The organism is Candidatus Methylomirabilota bacterium (genome assembly GCA_035764725.1).
In the GTDB taxonomy this organism is placed as follows: Bacteria; Methylomirabilota; Methylomirabilia; order Rokubacteriales; family CSP1-6; genus DASRWT01.
Map to the genome: position 1 here is coordinate 119,595 of DASTYT010000047.1, position 24,684 is coordinate 144,278.

The 24,684-nt window shown below is 71.4% G+C and carries 22 protein-coding genes; all 22 read right to left on the minus strand.

Annotated elements, in window-relative coordinates:
* The 22 genes from VFX14_07540 to VFX14_07645 all read right to left on the minus strand — a co-directional run bounded on the left by VFX14_07540 (position 1) and on the right by VFX14_07645 (position 24,678).
* Positions 1 to 990, minus strand: coding sequence for an electron transfer flavoprotein subunit alpha/FixB family protein (locus tag VFX14_07540; GenBank protein ID HEU5189524.1), 990 nt, complete (start codon positions 988 to 990; stop codon positions 1 to 3).
* A gap of 13 nt (positions 991 to 1,003) precedes the next feature.
* A complete protein-coding gene (locus tag VFX14_07545) occupies positions 1,004 to 1,783 on the minus strand; it encodes an electron transfer flavoprotein subunit beta/FixA family protein (GenBank protein ID HEU5189525.1) in 780 nt (259 codons plus the stop codon).
* The gene (locus VFX14_07550; protein HEU5189526.1) at positions 1,780 to 2,538 is read right to left on the minus strand and encodes a GntR family transcriptional regulator; all 759 of its coding nucleotides are present in this window, start codon (positions 2,536 to 2,538) and stop codon (positions 1,780 to 1,782) included. The genes VFX14_07545 and VFX14_07550 overlap by 4 nt, the downstream gene beginning before the upstream one ends.
* 189 nt (positions 2,539 to 2,727) lie before the next feature.
* The gene (trpD, locus tag VFX14_07555) at positions 2,728 to 3,804 is read right to left on the minus strand and encodes an anthranilate phosphoribosyltransferase (GenBank protein HEU5189527.1); all 1,077 of its coding nucleotides are present in this window, start codon (positions 3,802 to 3,804) and stop codon (positions 2,728 to 2,730) included.
* A 21-nt stretch (positions 3,805 to 3,825) separates the two neighbouring features.
* Positions 3,826 to 8,100, minus strand: coding sequence for a GAF domain-containing protein (locus VFX14_07560; protein HEU5189528.1), 4,275 nt, complete (start codon positions 8,098 to 8,100; stop codon positions 3,826 to 3,828).
* A gap of 7 nt (positions 8,101 to 8,107) precedes the next feature.
* On the minus strand, positions 8,108 to 10,807 hold the full coding sequence (locus tag VFX14_07565) for a GAF domain-containing protein (protein ID HEU5189529.1): 2,700 nt from the start codon (positions 10,805 to 10,807) through the stop codon (positions 8,108 to 8,110).
* A gap of 210 nt (positions 10,808 to 11,017) precedes the next feature.
* The gene (locus VFX14_07570; protein ID HEU5189530.1) at positions 11,018 to 11,722 is read right to left on the minus strand and encodes an ABC transporter ATP-binding protein; all 705 of its coding nucleotides are present in this window, start codon (positions 11,720 to 11,722) and stop codon (positions 11,018 to 11,020) included.
* Complete coding sequence (locus VFX14_07575; GenBank protein HEU5189531.1) at positions 11,709 to 12,446, minus strand: ABC transporter ATP-binding protein; 738 nt, start codon at positions 12,444 to 12,446, stop codon at positions 11,709 to 11,711. The genes VFX14_07570 and VFX14_07575 overlap by 14 nt, the downstream gene beginning before the upstream one ends.
* Positions 12,443 to 13,465, minus strand: coding sequence for a branched-chain amino acid ABC transporter permease (locus tag VFX14_07580; protein ID HEU5189532.1), 1,023 nt, complete (start codon positions 13,463 to 13,465; stop codon positions 12,443 to 12,445). Before VFX14_07580 ends, VFX14_07575 begins: the two co-directional genes overlap by 4 nt.
* A complete protein-coding gene (locus tag VFX14_07585) occupies positions 13,462 to 14,334 on the minus strand; it encodes a branched-chain amino acid ABC transporter permease (protein ID HEU5189533.1) in 873 nt (290 codons plus the stop codon). Before VFX14_07585 ends, VFX14_07580 begins: the two co-directional genes overlap by 4 nt.
* Before the next feature lie 27 nt (positions 14,335 to 14,361).
* The gene (locus tag VFX14_07590) at positions 14,362 to 15,639 is read right to left on the minus strand and encodes an ABC transporter substrate-binding protein (protein HEU5189534.1); all 1,278 of its coding nucleotides are present in this window, start codon (positions 15,637 to 15,639) and stop codon (positions 14,362 to 14,364) included.
* On the minus strand, positions 15,636 to 16,796 hold the full coding sequence (locus VFX14_07595) for an acyl-CoA dehydrogenase family protein (protein ID HEU5189535.1): 1,161 nt from the start codon (positions 16,794 to 16,796) through the stop codon (positions 15,636 to 15,638). The genes VFX14_07590 and VFX14_07595 overlap by 4 nt, the downstream gene beginning before the upstream one ends.
* Complete coding sequence (locus VFX14_07600; protein HEU5189536.1) at positions 16,793 to 17,650, minus strand: 3-hydroxybutyryl-CoA dehydrogenase; 858 nt, start codon at positions 17,648 to 17,650, stop codon at positions 16,793 to 16,795. The genes VFX14_07595 and VFX14_07600 overlap by 4 nt, the downstream gene beginning before the upstream one ends.
* A 69-nt stretch (positions 17,651 to 17,719) precedes the next feature.
* Complete coding sequence (locus VFX14_07605) at positions 17,720 to 18,061, minus strand: hypothetical protein (protein HEU5189537.1); 342 nt, start codon at positions 18,059 to 18,061, stop codon at positions 17,720 to 17,722.
* Between the two features lie 4 nt (positions 18,062 to 18,065).
* Positions 18,066 to 18,590 (minus strand): adenine phosphoribosyltransferase, encoded by a 525-nt coding sequence (locus VFX14_07610; GenBank protein HEU5189538.1) that lies wholly within the window; start codon positions 18,588 to 18,590, stop codon positions 18,066 to 18,068.
* Positions 18,591 to 18,644: 54 nt separating this feature from the next.
* Positions 18,645 to 19,391: an HAD family hydrolase gene (locus tag VFX14_07615; GenBank protein HEU5189539.1), complete on the minus strand. Its 747-nt coding sequence runs from the start codon at positions 19,389 to 19,391 to the stop codon at positions 18,645 to 18,647.
* The gene (locus VFX14_07620) at positions 19,388 to 20,143 is read right to left on the minus strand and encodes an HAD family hydrolase (GenBank protein ID HEU5189540.1); all 756 of its coding nucleotides are present in this window, start codon (positions 20,141 to 20,143) and stop codon (positions 19,388 to 19,390) included. Before VFX14_07620 ends, VFX14_07615 begins: the two co-directional genes overlap by 4 nt.
* Before the next feature lie 17 nt (positions 20,144 to 20,160).
* Complete coding sequence (locus VFX14_07625; GenBank protein ID HEU5189541.1) at positions 20,161 to 20,925, minus strand: enoyl-CoA hydratase-related protein; 765 nt, start codon at positions 20,923 to 20,925, stop codon at positions 20,161 to 20,163.
* On the minus strand, positions 20,925 to 21,245 hold the full coding sequence (locus VFX14_07630) for a rhodanese-like domain-containing protein (protein HEU5189542.1): 321 nt from the start codon (positions 21,243 to 21,245) through the stop codon (positions 20,925 to 20,927). The genes VFX14_07625 and VFX14_07630 overlap by 1 nt, the downstream gene beginning before the upstream one ends.
* Before the next feature lie 42 nt (positions 21,246 to 21,287).
* Complete coding sequence (locus tag VFX14_07635) at positions 21,288 to 22,397, minus strand: ABC transporter ATP-binding protein (protein ID HEU5189543.1); 1,110 nt, start codon at positions 22,395 to 22,397, stop codon at positions 21,288 to 21,290.
* The gene (locus VFX14_07640) at positions 22,394 to 23,584 is read right to left on the minus strand and encodes an MFS transporter (protein HEU5189544.1); all 1,191 of its coding nucleotides are present in this window, start codon (positions 23,582 to 23,584) and stop codon (positions 22,394 to 22,396) included. Before VFX14_07640 ends, VFX14_07635 begins: the two co-directional genes overlap by 4 nt.
* Entirely contained in the window at positions 23,581 to 24,678 is a 1,098-nt protein-coding gene (locus VFX14_07645) for a Zn-dependent alcohol dehydrogenase (GenBank protein ID HEU5189545.1), read from the minus strand. The genes VFX14_07640 and VFX14_07645 overlap by 4 nt, the downstream gene beginning before the upstream one ends.
* Positions 24,679 to 24,684: the final 6 nt, after the last annotated feature.

The following is a 24,684-nucleotide window of genomic DNA, read 5'->3' on the forward strand; positions in this document are numbered from 1 at the left end:
TTATTTCTCCAGGAGCTTCTTGAACTCTTCGGTCAGGAGCGGGGCGACCTCGAAGAGGTCGCCCACGATGCCATAGTCCGCGATCTTGAAGATCGGCGCCTCGGGATCCTTGTTGATGGCGCAGATCACCTTGGACGTGCGCATGCCGGCCAGGTGCTGGATGGCGCCGGAGATCCCGAACCCGAGGTAGAGCTTCGGCGAGATGGTCCGGCCGGTCTGCCCGATCTGGAAGCGATGCGGCCGCCACCCGGCATCCACCGCCGCGCGCGAGGCGCCCACCGCGGCGCCGATCACCTTGGCGAGGTTCTCGAGGATCACGAAGTTCTCCGGCCCCTTGAGGCCGCGCCCGCCCGAGACCACGATCTCGGCCTCGGTGAGCTCGGGCAGGCCGGTGGCCGACTCCTCGCGCCGCTCCACGAACTTGAGCGCGGCCTCCGCGGCCGTCACGCTGGGCTTGTCGACCTGCGGCGCGGCGCCGGGCTGCGCGTCTCCCGGGCGGAACACGTTGGGCCGCAGCGTGGCGAGCCACGGCGTCTTCGCCCACGTCATCTTGGCGAGGAGCTTGCCCGAGTAGACGGGCCGCGTCGCCACGAGGCGATCCCCGTCCACCGCGAGCGCGGTGGAGTCGGCGGAGAGGCCGGCCCCCAGCCGCGCGGCCAGCCGCGCCATCAGCTCGCGCATGCGCGTGCTCACGGGGGCAAAGAGGGCCTTCGGCGACTCCTTGCCCGCGAGATCGGCCAGCGCCGCCGCCCACACCTCGCCGCGATACGGGGCGAAGGCCGCCCCCTCGAGCAGGAGCACACGCTTGGCGCCCCACTCCCCGAGCTGCTTGAGTCCCGCGTCGTTCGCCTTGTCGGTGAGCCATACCGCCTCGGCTTGGCCGCCGGCCTTGGCGGCGAGCCGCCCCGCCTCGCCCAGCACCTCGGCCATGACCTTCTTCGGGTTGCCCTGCCGATCGTCCTCGACCACGCTCCAGAACGCGCCTGCCATGTCGCGGAGCTCCTTAGATGGCCTTCGCGTCTTCGCGAAGGGCACGAACCAGTTCTTTGGCGGCGTCGGCGGCCTCGCCCTGGATGATCCGGCCGGGCGGCCGCGCGGGCAGCGGCTCGAGGGTCACCACGGTGAGGGCGGGCGGCTCGACGGCGATGCCGAGATCGGCCGCCTTCACGTCCTTGATCTCCTTCTTCTTGGCGCCCATGATCCCCTTCAGCGTCGGGTACCGGGGCTCGTTGAGCCCCTTCTGGGCCGACACCACCGCGGGCAGCGGCAGATCGAAGACCTCGAGGCCGCCTTCCACCTGGCGCGCCACGCGCACGCTGCTGCCGCCCGCGTCCACCGCTTCCTCCATGATCCAGGACGCGCAGGGCCAGCCGAGCAGCTCCGCGGTCTGGGCGGCCACCGCGCCCATGTCGTCGTCGATGGCCTGGCGGCCGAAGATGGCCAGGCCCGGCGCTTCCTGCTTGAGCAGCGCGGCGAGCGCGCGGGCCGTGGTCAGCGTGTCGGCGCCGTTCCAGGCTCCGTCGAGTAGATGAATGGCGCGGTCCGCGCCCATGGCCAGGCACGAGCGCAGCGCTTCCTTGACGCGGTCCGGGCCGAGCGACACCGCCACGACCTCGCCCTGGCCGCGCTTCTCCTTGATCCGGAGCGCCTCCTCCACCGCGAACTCGTCGTAGGGGGAGACGATCCACGTGATCCCGGTAGTCTCGATGGCCTTGGGATCGGCGCTGATCTTCACCTGGGTGGCCGTGTCCGGCACCTGCTTCACCATCACGAGAATCTTCAAGACTCGATCTCCTCTGGGCCCTCGCTGCCGTTGATCTGGTCGTAGTGCAGGTCGCGGGTGATCCGGAACCGATCGCCCGGGATGAACACGCGGTCATAGACGATGGGGGTGCCGTCCGCCGCGAACGACGTCCGGTCCGACTGAAAAGCCGGCGCGCCGACGCGGCAGCCGAGCTCGCGCGCGGCCCGCGCGGCGAGCGGCACCGCGGAGACGGTCTCCCGCGCGGCGGTGATCTCGATGCCGAGCTTGAAGGACAACACCTGCCGGAGCGGGGTGACGCGCAGATCGGCCTTTTCAACGTCCTCGCCGAGGGCGGCCGCGAGGTAGGAGGCCTGGAAGCTCGTGGGCCGCCCCGCCACGAGGCGCAGCCGCTCGAGCGCGAACACGCGCTGGCGGGGCCGCACGCCCAGGGCGCGCGCGACTTCACGATCGGCCGGCTCGAACTGAGCGCGGAGGAAGCGCGTGGTCACGTCCTCGCCCCGCGCCGAGAGATCCCCCGCAAAGGTGCGGAGGGACAGGATGTCGTAGTCCACGGAGCGGCTCGCCACGAAGGTCCCCAGCCCGTGGCGCCGCGCGATGAGGCCATCGCGCTCCAGCACCTCGAGGGCCTGGCGCAGCGTCATCAGCGTCACGCCGTACTCCTGGGCAAGCCGGCGCTGATTGTCGAGCCGCGCGCCGGGCGCCAGCGCGCCGCCGGCCATGCGCTCGCGGAGACTCTGCGCGATCTGGTGGTACCGGGGTACCCGGCTCCTCACGCGACTGACCTCCTCGCCTCTCGGTGTTCTAGAACTGCGTTGGCCCCGTGACGCCCTTGCCGTGCGCTCGATCGGAATTCGAAGCGAAAGGACGGGCAGTTGCGGCGACCAGACCCCATATTACTGTCGCGACGGGGGGTGGGTCAATAGAAGGGCCGGGCGGCCCGGGGGCCCGCCGCCGGGCCCCGCTCAGGCGTCCCGCGCGGGAGCCAGACGATGCGACAGCGCCGCGAGCTCGCCGAGCTTGCGCGCGGCGGCGCCGGAATCCACGGAGGCGGCGGCCATCGCCACTCCGTCCTTGAAGTCCTGCGCCTTGCCGCCCACGACCAGCGCCGCGGCGGCGTTCACGAGCACGATGTCGCGCCGCGGCCCCGTCTCGCCCGCGAGGATCCCGCGGATGATCTGCGCGTTCTCCTCCCGGTCGCCGCCCTGGAGCTCGCGCAGTGTCGCGCGGGGCACCCCGAAGTCCTCGGGCCGCAGTTGCGACGTCCGCACCACACCCTCGCGCGCCTCGGCGATCTGGGTGTCGCCGGTGGTGGTGATCTCGTCGAGGCCGTCGGCGCCGTGCACCACGAGCGCGCGCCGCGTGCCGAGCTCGGCGAGCACGCGCGCCAGCGGCTCGGTGAGCGCGGCCGAGTAGACGCCGATGAGCTGGGCGTTGGCGCCGGCGGGATTGGTCAGGGGCCCCAGCATGTTGAACACGGTCCGCACGCCCATCTCGCGTCGCGCCGCCATCACGTGCTTCATGGCCGTGTGCAGGAGCGGGGCGTAGAGGAAGCCGATGCCGACCTCGTCGAGGCACCGGGCGACCTGGGCCGGACCCAGCTCGAGATTGACCCCGAGGGTTTCCACCACGTCGGCAGACCCGCAGAGGGATGACACCGAGCGGTTGCCGTGCTTGGCCACCTTCACCCCGGCGCCCGCGGCGACGAACGCGGTGGCGGTCGAGACGTTGAAGGTGCCGGAGGCGTCGCCGCCGGTCCCACATGTGTCGATCAACATTTCTCGATCGGTTCCGGTGGCGCCGACGACGTCGCCGTCGTGCGTCCGTACCTTGACCACCTTCTGCCGCATGACCTGAGCGAAGCCGATGAGCTCCTCGACGATCTCCCCCTTCATGCGGAGGGCGGTGAGGAACGCGGCGATCTGGGCATTGGTGGCGGCCCCCGACATGATGGCCTCCATCGCCGCCGCCGCCTCGATGCGGCTGAGGTCGCGGCGATCGACGAGGGCGCGAACCGCTTCGGTGATGATCGGGCTGGTCATGGGGCGCTCAGGCGCCCGATTCTACTCCCTGGGGCGGAGCGTGGCCAGCAGGGCCAGCGTCTCCTGGAGGCCGAGCGGCTTGGTCAGCACCGCCTGGACGCCGTGTCCGGCCAGCTCCTGCGGCGACACCTCCACCCCGAAGCCGGTGACCACGAAGATGGGGAGACCAGGGCGAAGCTCGCTGATGGCCCGGGCCACCTCCCAGCCCGACATGCCCGGCATGGCCAGGTCGGTGAAGACGGCGTCGAAGGGCTCGGTCCGGAAGCGCTCGATCGCCGCGGTCCCGCCATCCAGCACCACCGCGGTGTGCCCGGCCGAGGCGATGATGTCTCCCAGCACCTCGCCCACGGCCCGCTCGTCGTCGACCACGAGGCACCGGAGGGACGCGGCGGCGGACGGCGCGATCGCCCGCGCGTCGGAGGCTTCGGTGAGGGTGGTGTGCGGGAATGTGAGGCGGAAGCGCGTCCCCTTGCCCTCCTCGCTCTCCACCGTGATCCTGGCGCCGTGCCGCGAGAGGATGCCGTAGGTCATCGACAGCCCGAGGCCGGTGCCCTGGGGGCCCTTGGTGGTGAAGAACGGATCGAAGATGCGCTCGCGCACGTGCTCGGGCATGCCGGTGCCGGTGTCGGCCACCGAGAGCTCCACGTGCTGGACATTGGCCTGGGTGGCGAAGGACAGCGTGCCGCCCTCCGGCATCGCGTCGAGCGCGTTCAAGATGAGGTTGATCAGCGCTTCGCGCAGCTCGGCGGGATCGCCGGCGACGGGCGGCAGGCTCGGCGCCAGCGCGGTCACGATCTGGATGGTCACCCCCGGCGTGCGCGCCTCGTCGCGCCAGCGGGACTCGGTGCTCTCCAGGGACTCCTGGACGACGCGGTTGAGGCTTACCGCCACCACTGGCTGGTCGCGGCGGATCCGCGTGAACTCCTGGAGACGGCGCACGGTGTGGGCCCCGTCCATGCCGGAGCGCTCGATCACCTCGATCCAGCGGCGGTGCTTGGGATCGCGCACCTCGTTGAGCAAGAGCTGGGCGCGCCCCACGATGGCGGCGAGCACGTTGTTGAAGTCGTGGGCGACGCCGGAGGCCATCTCGCCGAGAGCCCGGAGCTTCTCCGTGCGCACGAGCTGATCCTGCGCGGCGGCCAGCTCGCCGTAGGCGCGCGAGCGCTCCCCGTAGAGGGCGGCGCTGCGTAGCGCGAGCGCGGCCAGGTCCGCGATGTTGCCGAGGAGATGCTCGTCGCCCGCGGTGAACTCTCGGTCGCGGCGGCGCAGGCCCAACACGCCGACCGGCCGCTCGCCCGCCTTCATGGGCACTCCGAGCCAGTGCGGGAGCGGCTCCGGCCCCTGGATCGGCGCGACGCCGTGGCGCCCGCACTCCGCCAGGTACTCGCGCGTGCGGACGGGTCGGCCCGAGTCCAGCACCACCGACATGAGGCCCACCCCGCGACGCGGGTAGCGGCGGGGCACGCCGCCGTCCACGCGCCCGCCCGCGATGCGCAGCAGGAGCTCGAACTCGTCGGCCGCCTCATCGTGCACCAGGATCACGAGGTGCTCGACTTCGAAGATCCGGGCGATGTGCTGGTGCAGCGTGGCCACCACCGCGGCGCGGTCCAGGCTCCCCGTCACCGCGCGGGAGAGATCGTTCAGCACAGACAGCTCGGCGACGCGCCGGTCGTTGTCGCGGAAGAGCCGCGCGTTCTCGAGCGCCACCCCGGCCTGGCTGGCCACGCCCTCCATGAGGCGCAGCTCGCTTTCGGGGAACGCGCGGCCGCGCTGCCGCCAGAACACCGTGAAGCCCCCGATCATCCGGTCCTTGGCCACGATGGGCACGAAGAGCTGGCTGTGGTGCGAGACCAGGTGGGTGGCCGCGCCCGTCAGTCGAGGGTCCTCGGACACATCCCCGGACGCCACCGAGCGCAGGGTGCGCGCCGCCTCCGCGTAGAAGGGATGCGAGGCCACACGCACCCGGAGGCCCCGGAACGCCTCCAGGCGGTCCTTGGGGATGTGATAGCCCATGAACGGCTCGAGCCAGTCGCCGGAATCATCCAGCAGCCAGATGCCCGCGCCGGTGGCGCCGAGCGAGCGCGAGATGTGGCGGAGGAACTGGCGCGGCATCTCGTCGAGGTCGAGGGTGGACGAGAGCGTACGGCTCACCGCGAGGAGCGTCTCCGTCTCCTGGAGCTTGCGCGCGGTCTGCTCCACCAGCTCCACGTTCTCCATCGCGAGGCCGACCTGGGCGCCGAGTCCCTCAATGAGACTGATCTCGGCGGGCTGCGGGTGCCGCCCCGCGCCCCACCACACGAGGAAGAGCGCGCCCCGCGCCTCTCCCCGCACCAGGATGGGGGCGAACAGCACCGAGTGCGGCGCCATCGCGGCGAAGGATTCCCGGTCGAACCGCGGGTCATTGGTCACGTCGGCCGCCCAGATCGCGCGGCCCGCGCGCCAGCAGGCGGTGAGCGTGGGAGTGCGCTCGAGGTGGAAGGGATGCTCGAGGAAGTGGCGCACCAGGTGCTTGGGCACGTGATAGCCGGCCACGGGAAGCAGCGCATCGCGCGCCGGGTTGAGCCCGTACACGCCCACCATGTCGGTGCCGAACGCGCGGCTCACCTCGCGCGCCACCCGCCGCATGACCTCCGCGGGCTCGCCGGGCTGCGAGAGCACCTCGCCGACCGCGAGGAGCGTGCTCGTCTCGCGCAGCCGCTCCTGGGCCTCGCCGTAGAGGCGCGCGTTCTCGAGCGAGAGCACGAGCTGGCCGGCGATGGCCACGGCGAGCTTCACCTGCCACGGCGCATAGGTGCCGGGCCGCTCGCAGTAGTCCAGGCTCATCAACCCGATGATCTCGTCCTGGCGGATGAGCGGCACCACCATCGTGCTGCGGAGACCGAACGTACGCGGCCACTCCACGGGCACCAGATCCGACGCCACCGCGTCCTCGATGACGACGGGCCGCCGGGTCTCGATGGCGCGCGAGTGCGCGGGCACCTCGCGGGGCGGCTGCGGGGGCAGCGTGGTGAAGGCGGCCCACATGCGCGGATCCCGCCGCCCGTCGGCGAACTGCGACATGAGGGGCAACACGCGGTCGGCTTCCCAGCGCTCGATGGTGCAGCGGTCCACCGCGCAGACCTGCGCGATCTTGATGGCCACGCGCTTGAGCAGGCGCTGGGGCTCCAGCGTCGAGTTGAGGATCTCGGTGACGTCGAGGAGCGCGCGGGTCTCCTCGAGGCTCCGCCGCGTCTCCGCATAGAGCAAGGCGTTCTGGATGGCGGTGGCGGCCTGGCTGCCCAGCGAGTGGAGGAGCCCGAGATCCTCCTCGTCGAAGGGGTGCCGCTCTCGCACCGACACGGACAGCGCGCCCAGCACGCGATCCCCCAGCAGGAGCGGGATGCCGGCGAACGAGATGATCCCCTCGGCGCGGATCCGCTCCCCGTTGACCGCCCGGGCGTCCTCGCGCAGGTCGGCGACGAGCAGCGGCACCCGCGTGGTCACGATGCGGCCCATGAGGCCCTCGCCCACGGGCATCTGGGTGTTGCCGCTCACGGTGGTCATGGCGCCCGCGCTGGCGCGCAGCGACAGCGTGCGACCGCCCTCGTCGACCAGCCAAAGCCGCGAGACGCTGGAGCCGAAGAGGTCCACCACCGACTGCACGACTCGGTCAAGGACGTCCTCGAGGCTCAGCGAGGCGGTCAGCGTCTCGTGCAGGCGCGCCAGCGTGGCGAGCCGCCGGCCGCGGTCGGTGGCGGCCTGATAGAGGCGCGCGTTCTCCAGCGCCACCGCCGCCTGGCCGGCGAGAGCGACGAGGAGGCTCATCTGGGAGGGATCGGGGACCCGCGCGTCCCACCAGTACACGGCGAGAGCGCCGTAGGGCTGGCCCTTGATGAGGATTGGCACCGAAAGCACCCCGCGATACCCTTCGCGGGCGATGAGGGCCCGCTGCCGGTCGTCGAGGTGCAGGGACCCATCGGCGAGGATGTCCGCGGTCCATGCGGGCTCCTGATCGAGATAGCTCCGGCCCGTCGTGCCCTCGCCCGACCGCACCGTGAGATGCGCCACGAAGGCCGGCGAGAGCCCGATCCCGCGCTCGTAGATTAGCACGCCCGCCTCCGCGTCGAAGCGGAAGACCCCGGCGGCGCCCGCGCCCAGCAGCGCGCGGCAGCGGTCGACGATGACGTCGAGCACGCTCTGGACGTCGAGAGTGGAGCCGACGGCCGCGGCCACCTCGACGATGGCGCGGTATTCGGCATTGAGGGCTTCGAGCTTCCGGTTGCGGAGGAACAGATCTTCGAGCGAGGCGTTGATCATCGTGGGGCTAGGCGACGCGGTGGCGGCGCCCGTCCATCAGCTCGCGGACCCTGCGCGCGAGGGCGTCGGGCGCCACCGGCTTCTGGAGGAAGGTGACCCCCGGCCCCAGGATGCCGTGGTCCACCACCGCGCGATCGGGATAGCCGGACATGAAGAGCACGGCCACGTCGGGGTGCGCCGCGGTCAGCCGCTCCGCCAGCTCGCGGCCGCTCATGCCTGGCATCACGACGTCGGTGAGGAGCAGGTGGATGCGCCCCGGATGCGCGCGCGCGGCCTTGAGAGCGGCAGTGCCGTCGCCGGCGAGCAGCACGGTGTAGCCCTGCGCCTGCAGCACGTCGCGCGCGTAGTCGCGCACGTCGCCCTGGTCCTCCACGAGCAGGATGGTCTCGGAGCCGCGCGGGGTCTCGTCGGCGGCCGACTCGCCGGACTCCCCCGCCGCGCCCTCGGCGACGCGGGGGAGATAGATCTTGAACGTGGTGCCCCTGCCCGGCTCGCTGTACACCCAGATCGTGCCGCCGCTCTGGTTCACGATGCCGTGCACGGTCGCGAGCCCCAGCCCCGTCCCCTCCCCGAACGGCTTCGTGGTGAAAAACGGCTCGAAGATGCGCGCCTGGGTCGCTTCGTCCATGCCCAGCCCGGAGTCGGTGATGGCGAGCAGCACGTGCGGGCCCGGCCGCATGCCCACGCGGCCGCGCACCGCGGTGGCGTCGAGCTCGACGTTCGCGGTCTCCAGGGTGAGACGGCCGCCGCGCGGCATCGCGTCGCGCGCGTTGACCACGAGATTCATGATGACCTGCTCCATCTGGCCGCGGTCGGCACGAACCTCGCCCAGCCCGACTGCGAGCGCGGCGCGGAGCTCGATGGTCTCGCCGATCAACCGCTCCAGCATGGGCGCCAGCTCGCCCACCACCGCGTTGAGGTTGAGCACGCGGGGCTCCAGGACCTGCTTTCGGCTGAAGGCGAGGAGCTGCCGGGTGAGATCGGCGGCGCGCTGGCCGGTGGAGCGGATCAACTCGAGGTCCCGTCGCATGGGGTCGGCGCCGGGCAACCGCCGCAGGAGCAGATCGCTCCGCCCCAGCATCACCATGAGCATGTTGTTGAAGTCGTGCGCCACTCCGCCCGCGAGCAGACCCACCGCTTCCATCTTGCGCGCCTGGGCGAGCTGATCCTGGGCCTGGGTGAGCTCGTCGAACGCGCGCTGGGTCTTCTGGTAGAGCCGGCTGTTCTCGAGCGCGATCGCCGCCTGCGAGGCGAAGGTGGCGGCGAGCTCGACGTCGTCCTCGGTGAATCCCTCCGCGCGGGATGAGCGGATCGAGAGCACGCCGACCACGTCGTCGCCGGTCTTCACGGGCACGCCGAGGAAGGCGCGGATCCCCAGGCGGCGGTAGCCCTCGCGGTGCGCGGGAAGGAGCCGCGGGTCGTCGAGGGGATTCGTCACGACGAGCGCCTCACCGCGCGCGGCCACGACCCCGGTGAAACTCTCGCCGATGCGCAGGCGCGGGGACGCCAGGGCATCCTCGGTGTGCCCCCAGCTCGCGCACAGCACGAGCTGCTCACCCTCGACGAGGCGGAACGCCACCGAGCTCGAGTTGAAGAGGTGGGCGCATGCCTCCGCGATGCGCTCGAGCAGGGACTCCACCGGCTGGATCCGCGCGAGCTGGCGGCCGACCTCGAGGAGGGCCTCCAGCCGCGCCTGCCGGGAGCGCAGGGCACCCAGGAGATTGAACTGGCGCTCGTAGAGGCGGGCGTTCTCGAGCGCCACCGCCGCCTGGTCGGCGAAGGCCTGGGCGAGGTGGATGGCGTCCGCGTCGAAGTCGTCCCCCCCGCCCCGGCCCACGCCGAGCACGCCCACCACCCGCTCCTGCACGAGCAGCGGCACGGCGAGGCCGGCCCGGCAGGGCGACTCCGCCACCCGCATGCGCTCCTCTTCGCCCATGACGATGCGCGGATCGTCCAGCATGTTGCGGGTGACCATCGCGCGGCGCTCGGTGACGGCGAGACCCACGATGCCGGTGCCGGGGGCGCGCACGAGCTTGCCGCCGTTGGCGGGAATGGTCTTGCCCGAGGCGGCGAGCAGGACCAGCTCGCCGGAGTCGGGATCGAGGCGGTAGAGCGCGGAGGTGAGGCCGCGCAGCAGCGAGCGGATGCTGTCGGCGATGCGCTGGCGGGTGTCCTCCGAATTCAGGGTCCGCGATGTGAGTCGCGCGATCTCGGCGAGGGCCTCCGCGGTCTCGCGCCGGCGTCGCGTCTCCGTGTGGAGGCGGGCGTTGTCGATGGCGATGGCGGCCTGCGAGGCGAAGACCTTGAGGAGTCTGATCTCCCGGTCCGTGAAGCGGTGGCGTGCGCGCGTGAGCAGGAGCGCCACGCCCACGAGGCCCTCCCGGCCGTGGAGCGGCAACCCCGCGCAGGAGACGAACCCCTCCTCGCGCAGCCACGCGAGATTGTGTGCGCGCGCGTCCCCGATCAGGTCCTCGAGGACCAGGATCTCGCCCGAGCGCGCGACGTGGCCGGTAAGCCCTTCGCCGAGAGCGAGCTCGGTGACCAGACCCTCGCGCGGCGCGCGGATCCCGTACTCGCTGCTCAGCACGAGGCGCTCGCCCTCGGCCACCCAGATACGCGAGGCCGAGCTCGGCAGCAGGCTCGCGACGGCCTCCGCCACGCGCCCCAGCGCCTCGCCCAGATCCAGGCAGCTTGACACCACTTGCACCAGCTCGGCCAGGGTCTCGTAGGCGCGGTCGCCAGAGACGCCGAGGGGACCCCGAAAAGTGTCAGCCGGGGTGACGTCCAGGCTTCCGCCCTGACGTTGGCCGGGTCGCGCACCGCTTGCGCCTCCCGGCCGATCACTCAACGAATGCGCATATTTGGACGGACCGATCGCATCGGGCACATGAACCAGCGGTGCAACCAGCGAGCCAGCTCAGAGGCCGAGATAGGCCTGCTTGACGTGCGGGCTGGCGAGGAGCTCGGCGCTGGTCCCCGACAGCACGATGCGGCCGCTCTCGAGCACGTAGGCGCGATGCGCCAGCCCGAGCGCGCGCCCGACGTTCTGCTCCACGAGGAGAATGGTCGTGCCCTCGCGATTGATCTGGGCGAGGTTCTCGAAGATCTGCTTCACGATCACGGGCGCCAGGCCCAGGCTCGGCTCGTCGAGCATCAGCAGGCGTGGCCGCGCCATGAGCCCGCGGCCGATCGCGCACATCTGCTGCTCCCCGCCCGACAGCGTGCCCGCGAGCTGCCGCGCGCGCTCGGCGAGGCGGGGGAACAGGCGCAGCACCCACGCCAGCGTCTCGGCGCGCCGCATCCGGCTCTCGCGGCCTGCGGCCCCCAGCTCGAGGTTCTCGCGCACCGTCATCGTGGGGAAGAGCTGGCGGCCCTCCGGAACGTGCGCGATCCCCCGGCCGACGATGCGCGCGGGTGAAAGGCCGTCCAGGCGGTCGTCATCCAGGGCCATCCGCCCACGGCGAAGCGGGATGAGCCCCGTGATCGCCTTGAGCGTGGTGGTCTTGCCGGCGCCGTTGGCGCCGATCAGAGCGACCACTTCGCCCGTGCCGACCTCCAGCGACACGTCCCGCACCGCGGTGAGCGCGCCGTAGCCGACCTCGAGCCCGTCAAGCCGGAGCAGGGTGGACATAGTCCTCGCCGAGATAGGCCTCGATGACGCGGGGATCGTTGGCGACACGCGTGGGCAGCCCCTCGCCGATCTTCTGCCCGAAGGACATCACCACGAGGCGGTGGGACAGGGTCATCACCGCGCGCATGTTGTGCTCGATGAGGAGCACCGACACACCGTCGGCGTTGATCCCGGAGACGAGCCGCACCATGTCCGCGGTCTCGGGGCCGCTGAGCCCGGCCATGACCTCGTCGAGCAGAAGCAGCGTGGGCTCGGTGGCGAGCGCACGCGCCAGCTCGAGCCGCTTGCGGTCGGAGAGTGTCAGGCTGCCCGCGGCGGCGTCGCGCTTGCCGTCGAGCCCCACGCGCGCCACCACCGCGCGCGCCCGCGCGTCGGCCTCACGCGCGTCGGGATGCCGGCCGAGGGCGCCCACCCGCACGTTGGCCAGCACGGAGAGATGCGGGAAGGGGCGCACGATCTGGAACGTGCGCGCGAGCCCCCGCCGGCAGATGACGTGCGGCTTGAGCCCGGTCAGGCTCTCCCCCCGGAACCGCACGGTGCCCGCGTCGGGGGCGAGAAATCCCGAGAGGAGGTTGAACACGGTGGTCTTTCCCGCCCCGTTCGGTCCGATCAGCCCCAGCATCTCCCCGTCCGCCATCTCGAAGGACAGCCCGCCGACCGCTTGAAGCCCCCCGAAGCGCTTCGCCAGGCCCTCGACCATGAGCATCTTGCTCATGGGCGGTGGGGGGGCCGGGGGCCGGGGGAGCGCGAGGGGGGCGTAGCTCCCCTCGGTCGAACAATCCGGCGCACGCTCCCCCCCAGTTTCAAAAGAGTCGGATACGCGCCCTGCGGGAAGAACAGCACGACCGCGATGAGCAGCACGCCGTAGGCGATGAGATGCAGCCCGCTCCACGCCCCCTGGGAGAGATACATGCGCGAGAGCTCGCCGAGCGGGCTCAGGATGAACGAGCCGAGCACGGGGCCGAGCACGGTGCCCGCGCCGCCCACGATCGGGCGGATCATGATCTCCACCGACAGCGGGATGCCGAACACCGCGTTGGGCTGGAGCGAGAAGAGGTAGTACGCGTAGAACGTGCCGCCGACGCCCGTGAGGAACGACGAGATCACCATCGCCAGCAGCTTGTAGCGGAATGTGTCGACCCCGAGCGCCTCGCAGGCGTTCTCGTCCTCGCGAATGGCCTTGAGGTACTCCCCGAAGCGCCGCCGCTCCAGCGCGGCCACGAGGGCCGTGGCCGCCAGCATCATGACGAGAGCCACGTAGTAGTAGGCGCGGTTGTCCTGGAACTGGAACTGGCGTGGATTGCCGGTGAACGTGATGTAGAGGCCGAGGGCGCCCCCCACCGCGTCGGTGTTGAGGGCGACGATGCGGCCGATCTCGGCGAAGGCCACGGTGAGGAGCACGAAGTAGAAGCCCCGCAGCCCGAAGCGGAAGCCGAGATAGGCGATGAGGGCGCCCAGCGCGGCAGCGAGGGCGCCGCCCACCAGCATCCCGAGCCAGGGCGTGAGCCCGAGTGTCATCGAGAGCATGGCCGAGGTGTAGGCGCCCAGCCCCACGAACACCGCGTGTCCCGCGGAGAGCTGGCCGGCATAGCCGCCCACGAGGTTCCACGCCTGGCCGAGGTAGGCGTAGAAGAAGATGAAGATGAATACGGTCACCGCGTACGAGCTGAGCACGGTGGGCAGCGCCACCAGCGCCAGTACCCCCGCGAGCGCGGCCAGCCGCGGGGCGGTCATGCCGCGCGCTTGCCGAACAGGCCGGCGGGGCGGAACAGCAGGATGACGACGAGGAGCGAGAAGCTGACCAGCTCCTTCATGGACGGGGCGAGGAACACCGCGCCGAGCGACTCCGCCACCGAGACGAGCAGCCCGCCCACGAAGGCGCCGAGCAGGCTGCCCATTCCCCCGATGATGACGATGTTGAACGACGCCACCGAGAGGGACAGTCCGCCCGCGGGCTGAAAGGGCAGGATCGGCGAGACCAGCGCCCCCGCCGCCCCCACGCAGGCGGCGCCGATCCCGAAGGCGACGGCGTAGACACGGCCCACGTCGGTGCCGATCACGAGGGCGCCGTAGGGATTGTCGGAGGCAGCCCGGATGCGCCGGCCGAGATCGGTCCGGGCGAGGAAAACCCAGAGCGCGCCGGTTAGGGCCAGGGCCACGCCGAACGTGACGAGCCGGCCCACGTCGACGAAGAGCGGCCCCAGCCAGAGGGTGGCGGCGGTGAGCGGCGAGCGCACGCGCTGGGGATCGGGCCCGAACGCGACGAGGGCGGCGTTCTCGAGCACCAGGGCCACCCCCAGCATCAGGAGAATCTGCATCTCGTGGGGGGCGTCCACGATGCGATGCACGAGGCCGCGCTGCACCGCCCAGCCCAGGGCGAACAGGACCGCCGCGCAGACGGGGAAGCCCACGTAGGGATCGATACCGGCGCGGGTGGCGAGCATCCACGCGAGGTACATGCCCCAGACCATCATGTCCCCGTGGGCGAAGTTGACCACCCGCATGACGCCGAAGATCAGCGTCAGGCCCACCGCCATCAGGCTGTACACGCCCCCGAAGAGGAGCCCGCTGAGCAGGCCCTGCCCGACGAGGGTCAAGTCCACCTCAGGCGGCTCCGCGCCGGCCGCGCGTCAACGCTTCGGGCGCGGGAACACGAGCTTCTGGACCGCTGCCTCCTTCGGCCACACCGCGACCGGCTTCTGGCCGAGGATCTGGATCATGGTGGTGACGGCGTTGGGGTTGTCGCCCAGCTCGTTGAACATCACCGGACCGGCGTACTGCATGAGGCCGGCGGTGTAGCTGGTCTTCTTGATCGCGTCCACCACCGTGTCGGGATCGGTGGACTTGGCGCGCTCGAGCACGTCCGCGAGCACGAAGATCCCGTCGTAGGAGTAGCCGGAGTTGGTGTCGAAGGTCTTCCCGCTGGAGCGCTTGAGATAGTCCTCCGCCACCTTCTGGGTGCGCGGGTTCTTGAAGTTGGCCCACGGCACCGCGGACATCACGTACTCGAGGTCGTCCTTCAGCACCGCGAGCTGCCCCGCCTCGTAGAGCCCCGGACTCCCCGGCCCCACGATGCCCATGACCTCCACGCGCTGCTTGCGGAGCTCGGGGAGCAGGAGCTGGGCTGAGGCCGGCCGCGTGATGGGCGCGATGATGTCCGGTCGGGCGGCCTTGGCGCGCGAGACCTCGGTCGAGAGGTCCTGGGGCGGCTCGGGCCACGGGATCACGTCCACGATCTCCCACGCGGGCTTGGCGGCGGCGTGGCCGGCCTGGAAGCCCTTGGCCGCGTTCTGACCGAAGAGGTCGTTGCAGTACATCAGGACGACGCGCTTGGGCGCGACGCCGGATTCCGCGAAGATCTCCGTGAAGTAGCGCACCGCCCGCGCCCCGAAGGACGAGCCGGTGGGGAAGTTGCGGTACACGTACTGCACCTTCTGCTGCCCCTCCTTCACCGCCTTGGCGACGTTGGCAGTGATGGGATCGGCGGCGGCGATGTCGACGAGGAAGGGCACGCGGCGCTGCTGCGCCACCGGCACCATCGCCGCGGTGCTGCCCGAGTCGAACGAGCCCATGAGGATCTGGGCGCCCTGGTTGATCACGCGCTCCGCCTCGGTGCGCCCCACGTCGGGCTTGGTCTGCGTGTCGCCGACGATGAGCTCGAGCTTGGCGCCGCCCATGGACTTGATGCCGCCCGCCGCGTTTACCGCCTCCACCGCCATCGTCGCGCCCAGCCGGCAGGCCTGCCCCGGCTCGGCGAGCGGACCGGTGACGGGATGGACGGCGCCGATCTTGATCGCCGGCGCCTGGGCGCGCAGCGGGAGGGGGAATCCCAGCACCGCGGCGCCGGCGGCGGCGCCCTTGAGGACGGTCCGGCGGGACACGGAGGAGGACGGGCGGCGGCCGGTCATCGAGACTCTCCTTGCTCCAGCAGGGCCCGCGCGATGACGAGCCGCTGGATCTGGTTGGTACCCTCGTAGATCTGCGTGATCTTGGCGTCGCGCATGTAGCGCTCCACCGGGAACTCGCGCGTGTAGCCGTAGCCCCCGAAGATCTGCACGGCGTCGGTGGCGACCTTCATGGCGGTGTCCGAGGCGAGGCACTTCGCCACCGAGGCCTCGAACGCGGTGGAGGCGGCGCCGCGGTCCATGAGGGCGGCGGTGTGGTGCACCGCCAGCCGGGAGACGTGCACCGCCATCGCCATGTCGGCCAGCATGAACTGGATGCCTTGGAAGGTCGCGATAGCCTGATCGAACGACTTCCGCTCCTTCGCGTAGGCCACCGCGGCGTCGAGCGCCGCCTGAGCGATGCCCACCGCCTGCGCGCCGATGGTGGGCCGCGACGCCTCGAGCGTGCGCATGGCGAGGCGGAATCCCCCGCCCTCCTCGCCGAGCCGATTCTCCACGGGAATCTCGCAGTCGGTGAAGTGCAGCGCCACCGTGGGGCTGCCGCGGATGCCGAGCTTCTTCTCGTGCTTGCCCACCGTGAAGCCGGGCGTCCCCGGCTCGACGAGGAGCGCGGTGACGCCCCGGGCGCGCTGGGCGCGATCCGTGCTGACGAACACCGTGATCACGCCCGCGTGCGAGCCGTTGGTCACCCACATCTTGGAGCCGTTGACCACGTAGCGGTCGCCCTTGCGGACCGCCGAGCACGTCATGCCCGCGGCGTCGGAGCCGGAGCCCGGCTCGGAGAGCGAGAACGCGGCGGTGATCTCGCCGGTGGCCAGGCGCGGGAGGAAGCGCTTCTTCTGCTCCGTGTTCCCGCCCAGGGCGATGGGGTAGCCGCCGAGGTTCTGCACGAGGAAGATGGTGGACGTGGCGGCGCAGGCGCGCGCGACCTCTTCCGCGGCGAGGCAATAGGCGAGCGCGCCCGCCGCGGCGCCGCCGTACTCCTCGGGGATGTGCAGGCCCATCAGGCCCTGTTCGCCCAGGAGCCGGAGCTGCTCGGCGGGATACTCCTCGGTCTCGTCCACGTGGGCGGCCCGGGGCGCGATGCGCTCCTGCGAGATCTCGCGCGCGAGCCTCTGAATCGCCCGCTGGTCGTCAGTGAGGTACCAGGCCTGGTTCATGTTTTGCGGTAATCGTAGAACCCTTTGCCGGACTTGCGGCCGAGCTGCCCGGCCATGACCATTCTCTTGAGAAGCGGCGGTGGGGCGTAGCGGGCCTCGCGGAACTCTTCGAACATCACCTCGGCCACGTACATCGTGGTGTCGAGCCCGACCAGATCGAGGAGCGTGAAGGGGCCCATCGGATAGCCGCAGCCGAGCTTCATTGCGGTGTCGATGTCCTCGAGCGTCGCCAGCCCGCCCTCATAGACGCGGATGGCGTCGAGAAGGTACGGCACGAGGAGCCGGTTCACGATGAACGCGGTGGAGTCCTTCGCGCGCACCGGCACCTTGCCCGCCGCCTGCACCCACTCATACGCCTCCGCCACCGTCTTGTCGTCGGTGAGGATGGTCTGCACCACCTCCACCAGCTTCATCAACGGCACCGGGTTGAAGAAGTGGAGGCCCAGCACCTGGGCGGGGCGCTTGGTCGCCGCCGCCATGGCGGTGACGTTGCACGAGGAGGTGTTGGAGGCGAGGAGCGCGTGAGGCGGGCAAATGGCGTCGAGCTTCGCGAAGGTCTCGTTCTTCAGCGGCTGGTTCTCGGTGATCGCCTCGATGACGAGGTCGCAGTCCTTGAACGCCGAGAAGTCCGTGGCGCCGGTGATCCGGTCGAGGATCTGCTTCTTCCCGGCTTCGTCGAGCTTGGCCTTGGCGATGAGGCCGTCGAGCGTGCGCCGGAGGCCGCCGAGCCCGCGCTCGAGGAGCTCCGGGCTGGCCTCGACCACCACCGTGCGGAACCCCGCCTGCGCCGCGACCTGGACGATGCCGGAGCCCATGAGCCCACACCCGATCACACCGACGGTCTTGATGGCCATGCTGGGCAACTCCTGTTCGACCGCGCCTGGCGCAGGCCGGCGTTGTCGGGGTCGTGCGACGCGAGCGGGCTAGCGAATGCGGCGCACGGGCGGCGGGGGAAGCAGCGCCTCGTGGTTCGGATCGTCGGGGCAGTCGTTGACCATCACCTTGACCCGCGTCTTCCCGTAGCGGATGCTGCCGTCCGGCATGCGCTCGGGCGCATCGAGCCGCGCGGCGGGGACCGGCGCGAGATCGGGCCGCAGCGACTCTCGGAGGCTCGTGTCCGCGCTCTCGGGCTCCCGGCTGTTGAGGAGCTGGAGGATGGCCGAGGGCCCGGCCACGGGAGCCTTGGCGTCCTCGGCGCGGACGGGCGCCGCGGTGGCCACGATGGCCCCCAGCAGCCCGGCGGCAAGGAGGGTGATCAGCCTCATGGGCCTAATCGTACCTGATCAGGGCCTCGATCGGATAGCCACGAAGTCGGTCCCGACCCTTGAGGAACCCCAGCTCGATCAGGAAGGAGGCCCCTACCACCTTGCCCCCCAGCCGCTCCACCAGCCGCAGGGTGGCGGCCATGGTGCCCCCCGTGGCCAGGAGATCGTCCACCACCAGCACCGTCTGGCCGGGCTGGATGGCGTCTTCGTGGATCGCCAGGACGTCGCGCCCGTACTCCAGCTCGTACTCCTCCTCGATGGTCGGTCCCGGCAGCTTGCCCCGCTTGCGCACGGGCACGAAGCCCGCCTTGAGCTCGTGGGCCAGCGCCCCGCCGAAGATGAAGCCGCGCGACTCGACTCCCACGACGATCTCGACCGGGATCGCGTGATACTTCTGGGCGAGATGGTCGATCACGGCCGCCCATGCGGGGCCATCCTTCAGCAGCGTCGTGATGTCCTTGAAGAGGATGCCCTCGGTGGGAAAGTTCTTGATATCGCGAATCTTCGAGCGGAGCTCGGTCACGTCCATCGCGGGACAGGATGTTACCCGTAGCCTGCGAAGGGTGCAAGGTGTAACCCGGCCTCAGCCGGCGGCGAGGTGCTCCCCGAGCGAGGCTAGATCGGTGACGACGAGATCGGCGTGCGCGGCGACCGGCCGGCCGCCGACCACGTAGTGCACCGCTCGCATGCCCACGGCCCGCGCCCCCTCGACGTCCGCCTCAGGATTGTCGCCGATGTGCGCGACCTCATGGGGCTCGAGGCCCAGCTCGGGCCCGAGCTTGGCCAGGGTGCGACGGAAGATCTCCGCCTCCGGCTTTCGCAGCCCCACCTCGTCCGAGAAGGTGACGACTTGGAAGTGGCGCAGCAGGCCCTCGCGCTCGAGGTACCGGCGCAGCACCATGCCCGGCGTCCGCCCGGTGTTCGAGATGACCCCCAGCCGGAGACCCTGGGCCGCCAGCGTCCGGACCGCGTCCCCCGCGCCCGGGCAAAGCGCCGGCGGCCACCGGAGGACGGGATCGGCGTAGCCGCGGAGCAGCGCGTCCATCCGCGAGCCGGTGACTCGGGCGGCCGCGCCCGGCGCCACGCAGTCGAGCACCAGGGCCACCTGCTCGGCGAAGCCGGGGTCGCGGTGGCGATTCCAGAAGCGCTCCTCGAGGAGTCCCTGGGAGCGCTCGTAGCCCTCCTCCACCTGGTCGGCGTCGACCTCGAGGCCCGACCAGCGCAGCGCCGAGTGGAGCGCCTCGAGGCGGAGCCGGCGCTGCGCCGCGAGATTCTCCGGCGCGTCCTCCGCCAAAGTCTGCCAGAAATCGAACGTGACGCCCCGGATCATGCGTGCCGCTCCAGCACCGCGATGGCCTCCGGCAGCGCCTCCAGGCCCGCGATCACGAGATCCGGCTCGGGTGGGCCCGCGGCGCCCCCTGCCGCCACGACCTGCACCACGCGAAGCCCCGCGTTGCGGGCGCCCTCGACGTCCAGCCGCGAGTCGTCGCCCACGTGGGCGGCCTCTCCGGGCGGCACGCCGAGGGCGTCCAAAGTGAGCCGGAAGATCTCGGCGGCGGGCTTTCGCACCCCGACCTCATCGGAGAACGTCAGGTGATGGAAGCAGGACAGGAGGCCGTGCCCCTCGAGAATGCGGCGCAGGGCGCGGCCGGGCGTCCGCATGGTATTCGACACCACCCCCAGCCGAAGCCCGCGCCCGGCCAGGGTCTGCAGCGCCCCGCGCGCGCCGGTGTCCGCCCGCGGCGGGACCAGCAGCGCGGGCGCGGCGTAGGCCTCGATCAGCGCCTCCATCGTCGCTTCGGCCACCCGGGCGGAGAGGCCGGGTTCGGCCCCTTCGAGAATGGACGCCACGTGGCGGACGACGGGGATGTCGCGATTGTCCGACCACACCCAGGTCAGCTCGCGCGCGGAGTGCTCGTAGCCGCGACCGAGGTCTTTCGGCGTCACGCGGAATCCCGCCCGGGTGAGGATGGCCTCGAAGTCGGCGAGGCGCCGCTCGCGATACCGATCGTCGGCACGCGGGCCCTCGAAGACGAGCGTGCCCCAGAAGTCCACGGTGACGGCACGGATCGGCCGGGGCACGGGGGCGCGGGCGCCGCTCAGGCGAAGCGGGGCTTCCGCTTCTCCAGATAGGCGCTGAGCGCCTCGCGGGGCTCGCCGGTGGTGTAGGACTGTGCGAAGGCGTGGATGCCGGACTCGATGGCGGTGCGAAGGTCCGTGTTCCGCCACCGGATGATCAGCTCCTTCTGCAGCCGCACCGCGCTGGGCGCGCACTCGAGGATGGACGCGGCGAGCTCGCGCGTGGCGGGCTCGAGCGCCTCCGGCGCCACTGCGCGGTTGACCAGCCCCCACTGCAGCGCCTGCGCGCCGGTGACCGGCGCGCCCACCAGCAACAGCTCCGCGGCGCGCCCCGGGCCCACCAGCGCAGGCAGGAGCGCCGCCTCGATCACCGAGGGAATGCCCACGCGGATCTCGGGAAGGCCGAGCAGCGCCGTGGTCGTGGCCACGCGCAGGTCGCAGGCCATCGCCAGCTCGAACCCGGCACCGAGACAGGCGCCGTTGATCATGGCGATGGTCGCGAAGGGCGCCTCGTGCACGGCGTGAATGGCCTCGTGGAGCCCGCTGATCAGCGCCTTCGCGCTCGTGGGATCCAGATCGCGCAGCACCTGGATCTGCATGCCCGCGGTCATCGCCCGCCCCGCTCCGGTGATCACGGCGACGCGCACGTCGGGCTCGCGCGCGAGCCCGACGAACGTGTCGCGCAGCCCGCGGATGATGCCGGGCTCGAGGAGGTTCAGGGGCGGCCGGTCGAGCGTCACCCAGGCGCAGCCGTCCTCCTGCTCGACCCGGACACGGCCGTCCATCAGTAGCGCGGCATCCCGCGGTCCACCGAGCGCGCCCACTGATCGATGCCGCCGGAGAGGTTCCAGACCCGGCCGAAGCCGAGCTGGGCGAGATAGTCCGCCACCGCCGCGCTCCGCACGCCGTGATGGCAGATCACCACGATCTCGTCCTTGGGGTCGAGCTCGTCCGTGCGGTGCTCCAGCTCCTCCATGGGGATGTGCATCGCGTTGTCGATGCGGGCGAGCGCCGTCTCCCAATTGTCGCGGATGTCGAGCAACACTACCGGCTCGCGCGCATCCAGCCGTTTCTTGAGATCGGCGGGCTTGATGTCCCGGGCCATCGCAATCGCCTCCTCGGGGGGGATGTTGCGCTCACCATACCACTAGTCCGCGGGCAGCAGGACGGAGGTCTCCGGGGAGACCTCGATCTTCACGCGGTCGCCGTGCTTGAAGCCGCGGCCGGCCAGCGCGGACGTGAGCATCTCCACCCGCACGACCGCGCCGGGAATCGCGACGTCGTAGAGGGCGCGGCCGCCCTCGAAGACGTAGCTCTGCACGGTGCCGGGAATGCCGCCCGGCACGAGCGCCGCCTCGTCGATGCGCAGGGCCTCGGGCCGCAGGCAGAGGAGCCCACGCGCTCCCAGCGTCCACGGGTGTCCGCCGTGGCCTACCGGCACGCGCGCGCCTCCGTCGGTCTCCACGACCACGCCCATCTCGCGAAGCTCGACCACGCGCACGGCCACGAGGTTGACCCCGCCCACGAGCTCGGCCACCGCCCGGCGGCGCGGGCGCCAGTAGACGTCCTCGGGCTTGCCTTCCTGGACGATGCGGCCGCCCACGAGCACCGCGATGCGCGTGGAGAGCGCGAGCGCCTCGGCGCCATCGCGCGTGGCGTAGATCGTGGTGATGGCGGCCTCCTTGAGCAGGCGCGCGAGCTCGAGGCGCGCCGGCCCGCGTCGCGGCGCCTCCAGCGCGGCGACCGGCTCGTCGAGCAGGAGCAGCCGCGGCTCGGTGGCCAGCGCCCGCGCGAGCGCGGCGCGCAGGGGCTCGAGGTCGCGCAGGTCGCCCGGGCGCCGGTCGGCGAAGCCCGCGAGCCCGACGCGGCCGAGCGCTCGGGCGACCTGCCCGGCGAGCGCGGCGCCGCGCGCGCCCCGCTGGCGCAGACCGAAGCCCACGTTCTCGCCCACCGTCATGTGCGGCCAGAGCGCGTAGTTCGCGACGCCTCCGAAGACCATCCCGATGTTCCGCTCCCACGTCGGCACGGCGTCGATGGGGACGTCGTCCACCACGATGCGCCCGGCGTCCGGCCGCTCGAACCCGGCGAGCAACCGGAGCAGCGTGGTCTTCCCGCTGCCCGGCGATCCCAGCAGCGTGTAGATCTCACCGGGAAGCACGAACAGCGATACGTCGTCGACCGTCCAGCCGCCGCGGGCGCGCTTGCCCACGCCCTCCATGCGGACCTCGGAGAGACGGACCAGCGCCTCGCCGCTCATGCCGCGATCGCGTCCGCGGCGCCGCCCCGGCCGCGGAACGCGCGCCGGAGCAGCGGCACCACCGCCAGGCCGAAGGCCGCGAACAGCACGAAGACGGTCCACATCGGCGCCATCGTCAGCACGGTCGTGGCGAAGACCGGACCGAGAAAGGCCGCGCCGATGCGCGAGGAATTGACGAAGCCGATCGCGGTGCCGGAGGAGCGCTGCGCGATCGCCGCGACGGAAAGCGGGAAGATCGGCGCGATGCAGAGCACCTGGAGGAAGCGCAGGGCTCCAAAGCTCCACACCTCGGGCGCCAGGGCCTGGGCGGCGAGGAGTACCGAGGAGAGGGCCAGGAACCAGACAATGGCCCGCAGATCGCCCACCAGCTCGCCGAGGCGCGGGGCGACCAGCGAGCCCACCGCGGCGGCGAGCCCGGTCACGAAGATGACGAGGCCGCCGGTTTCCAGGGTGTCCGCGGGCGCGACGCCCAGCGGAGGAAGAACCTGTGGAAGGATCGCAGTGAGGAAGAAGATCTGCGTGGAGGCCGCGAGCACGAGGAGGCAGACGGTCGCGACCTCGAAGATGGAGGTCGTCCCCTTCCGCGTCTCCGCCGCCGCGGGCGCGGCGCCGCCGGGCACGCCGAAACCCACGAGCACGCAGCAGCCCCACAGCAGCGTGCCACCGAGGAGGAACGACTCCGTGAAGCCCATGCGCGCGGCGGAGAAGGCGCCCACCGGCGGGCCCAGCACTTGACCCAGCGTCATCCCCGACTGGATGGCGGAAATGTCACGCCGTACGTCGCCCCCCGTGCGCCGGCCCGCCATGATGAAGGCGAACGTGGACGAGGCGCCCATGAGCCCCAGGAAGACGCGTGCGCCCAGCATCTGCGGCAACGTGCGGGCCATGGCCATCAGGAAGAAGCCCGCGCCTTGGAGGAGCTGCACCAGCATGTAGAAGCCCTTGGGATCGCCGCGGCCGGCGAGGCGCCCGGAGAGCGGCGCCGTCACCACCGTGATCAGCGAGCTGATGCCGAGGATCCACCCCGTCCACCGGATCGTGGACACCTCGTCGAGCGTGCTGATCCGGTGGATGTAGAAGGGCAGGCTCACGAAGACGAACGACCACGCGAAGCTGCCCACGAACATCGCGAGGGGAATCGTCCAGCGCGCGCGGAACGCGCGGGTGACGCCTCCCGGGCCCTTCACTCGTACACGATCACGCTACGCTTCACGTCCCCCTGGAGCATGAGCTCGAACGCCTGATTGAGCTCGGCGAGGGGCAGCCGACGGCTGATCAGCTCGTCCAACTTGTACGTGCCCGCCTTGTAGAGATCGAGGAGGAGCGGCACGTCCGTACGCTGATGCCCGCCGCCGAACGAGGTCCCGGTGAGGATGCGCTGCTGGAGGAACATGGTGGGATCGATGGACAGCCGCGTGCCGGAGGGGCACACCCCCACCACCACCGCCATGCCCCCGCGGTGCGTGCTGGCCAGCGCTTGCTCGATCGTCTTCTGCGTGCCGACCACCTCGAACGCGTAGTCCACGCCGCCCCGCCCGGCGATCTCGACCACGCGGGCGACCGGATCCTCGCGGGAGGCGTCGACGAGGTGGGTCGCGCCGAACTCCTCCGCCCAGCCCAGCTTCTTGCGCGAGAGATCGACGGCGATGACCTTCCCCGCCCCCACGAGGCGCGCGGCCTGTATGGTGTTGAGGCCCACGCCGCCGCAGCCGAACACCGCCACGCTCGCCCCCGCCGGCACCTTCGCGGCATTGAGCACGGGCCCCGCCCCCGCGAGCACCCCGCAGCTCACGAGGCACGCCACGTCGAGGGGCACGTCGCGGCGGATGGGGATCACGCTCTCCTCCATCAGTACGCCGTGCGTCGCGTAGCCGGCCACGCCGAGGAAATGGTGCAGCGGCTGCCCGCGCTTGCGGAGCCGCGTCGTCCCGTCGAGCAGGAACCAGCGCGGCTTGTCGCGCAGCGCGCAGAGGGTGGGCCGGCCGTTGGCGCAGTACCAGCATTTGCCGCACGACGGGATGTAGCTCGAGCACACGTGATCGCCCACCTGCACCGACTCCACCCCCGGCCCCACCGCCTCCACCACCCCGGAGGCCTCGTGGCCGAGCACCACCGGGAGCGGGTGCGGGTAGTCTCCGTTCACCACGTGGTAGTCGCTGTGGCAGACCCCGTTGGCGGCGAAGCGCACGCGCACCTCGTGGGGGCCGGGCTCGAGGAGCTCGACCGTCTCCACCACCAGGGGCTTCTTCACGTCGTAGAGCACCGCCGCCGTCGTGTTCATGGCCGT

Excerpts from the sequence above, each read along its gene's own strand:
- VFX14_07580 (HEU5189532.1), bottom strand. The coding sequence starts at position 13,465 with ATGACCGCCCCGCGGCTGGCCGCGCTCGCGGGGGTACTGGCGCTGGTG.
- VFX14_07630 (HEU5189542.1), bottom strand. The coding sequence starts at position 21,245 with ATGGCCCGGGACATCAAGCCCGCCGATCTCAAGAAACGGCTGGATGCG.
- VFX14_07575 (HEU5189531.1), bottom strand. The coding sequence starts at position 12,446 with ATGAGCAAGATGCTCATGGTCGAGGGCCTGGCGAAGCGCTTCGGGGGG.
- VFX14_07560 (HEU5189528.1), bottom strand. The coding sequence starts at position 8,100 with ATGATCAACGCCTCGCTCGAAGATCTGTTCCTCCGCAACCGGAAGCTC.
- VFX14_07595 (HEU5189535.1), bottom strand. The coding sequence starts at position 16,796 with ATGAACCAGGCCTGGTACCTCACTGACGACCAGCGGGCGATTCAGAGG.
- VFX14_07645 (HEU5189545.1), bottom strand. The coding sequence starts at position 24,678 with ATGAACACGACGGCGGCGGTGCTCTACGACGTGAAGAAGCCCCTGGTG.
- VFX14_07625 (HEU5189541.1), bottom strand. The coding sequence starts at position 20,925 with ATGGACGGCCGTGTCCGGGTCGAGCAGGAGGACGGCTGCGCCTGGGTG.
- VFX14_07635 (HEU5189543.1), bottom strand. The coding sequence starts at position 22,397 with ATGAGCGGCGAGGCGCTGGTCCGTCTCTCCGAGGTCCGCATGGAGGGC.
- VFX14_07600 (HEU5189536.1), bottom strand. The coding sequence starts at position 17,650 with ATGGCCATCAAGACCGTCGGTGTGATCGGGTGTGGGCTCATGGGCTCC.
- trpD (HEU5189527.1), bottom strand. The coding sequence starts at position 3,804 with ATGACCAGCCCGATCATCACCGAAGCGGTTCGCGCCCTCGTCGATCGC.
- VFX14_07610 (HEU5189538.1), bottom strand. The coding sequence starts at position 18,590 with ATGGACGTGACCGAGCTCCGCTCGAAGATTCGCGATATCAAGAACTTT.
- VFX14_07540 (HEU5189524.1), bottom strand. The coding sequence starts at position 990 with ATGGCAGGCGCGTTCTGGAGCGTGGTCGAGGACGATCGGCAGGGCAAC.
- VFX14_07615 (HEU5189539.1), bottom strand. The coding sequence starts at position 19,391 with ATGATCCGGGGCGTCACGTTCGATTTCTGGCAGACTTTGGCGGAGGAC.
- VFX14_07590 (HEU5189534.1), bottom strand. The coding sequence starts at position 15,639 with ATGACCGGCCGCCGCCCGTCCTCCTCCGTGTCCCGCCGGACCGTCCTC.
- VFX14_07605 (HEU5189537.1), bottom strand. The coding sequence starts at position 18,061 with ATGAGGCTGATCACCCTCCTTGCCGCCGGGCTGCTGGGGGCCATCGTG.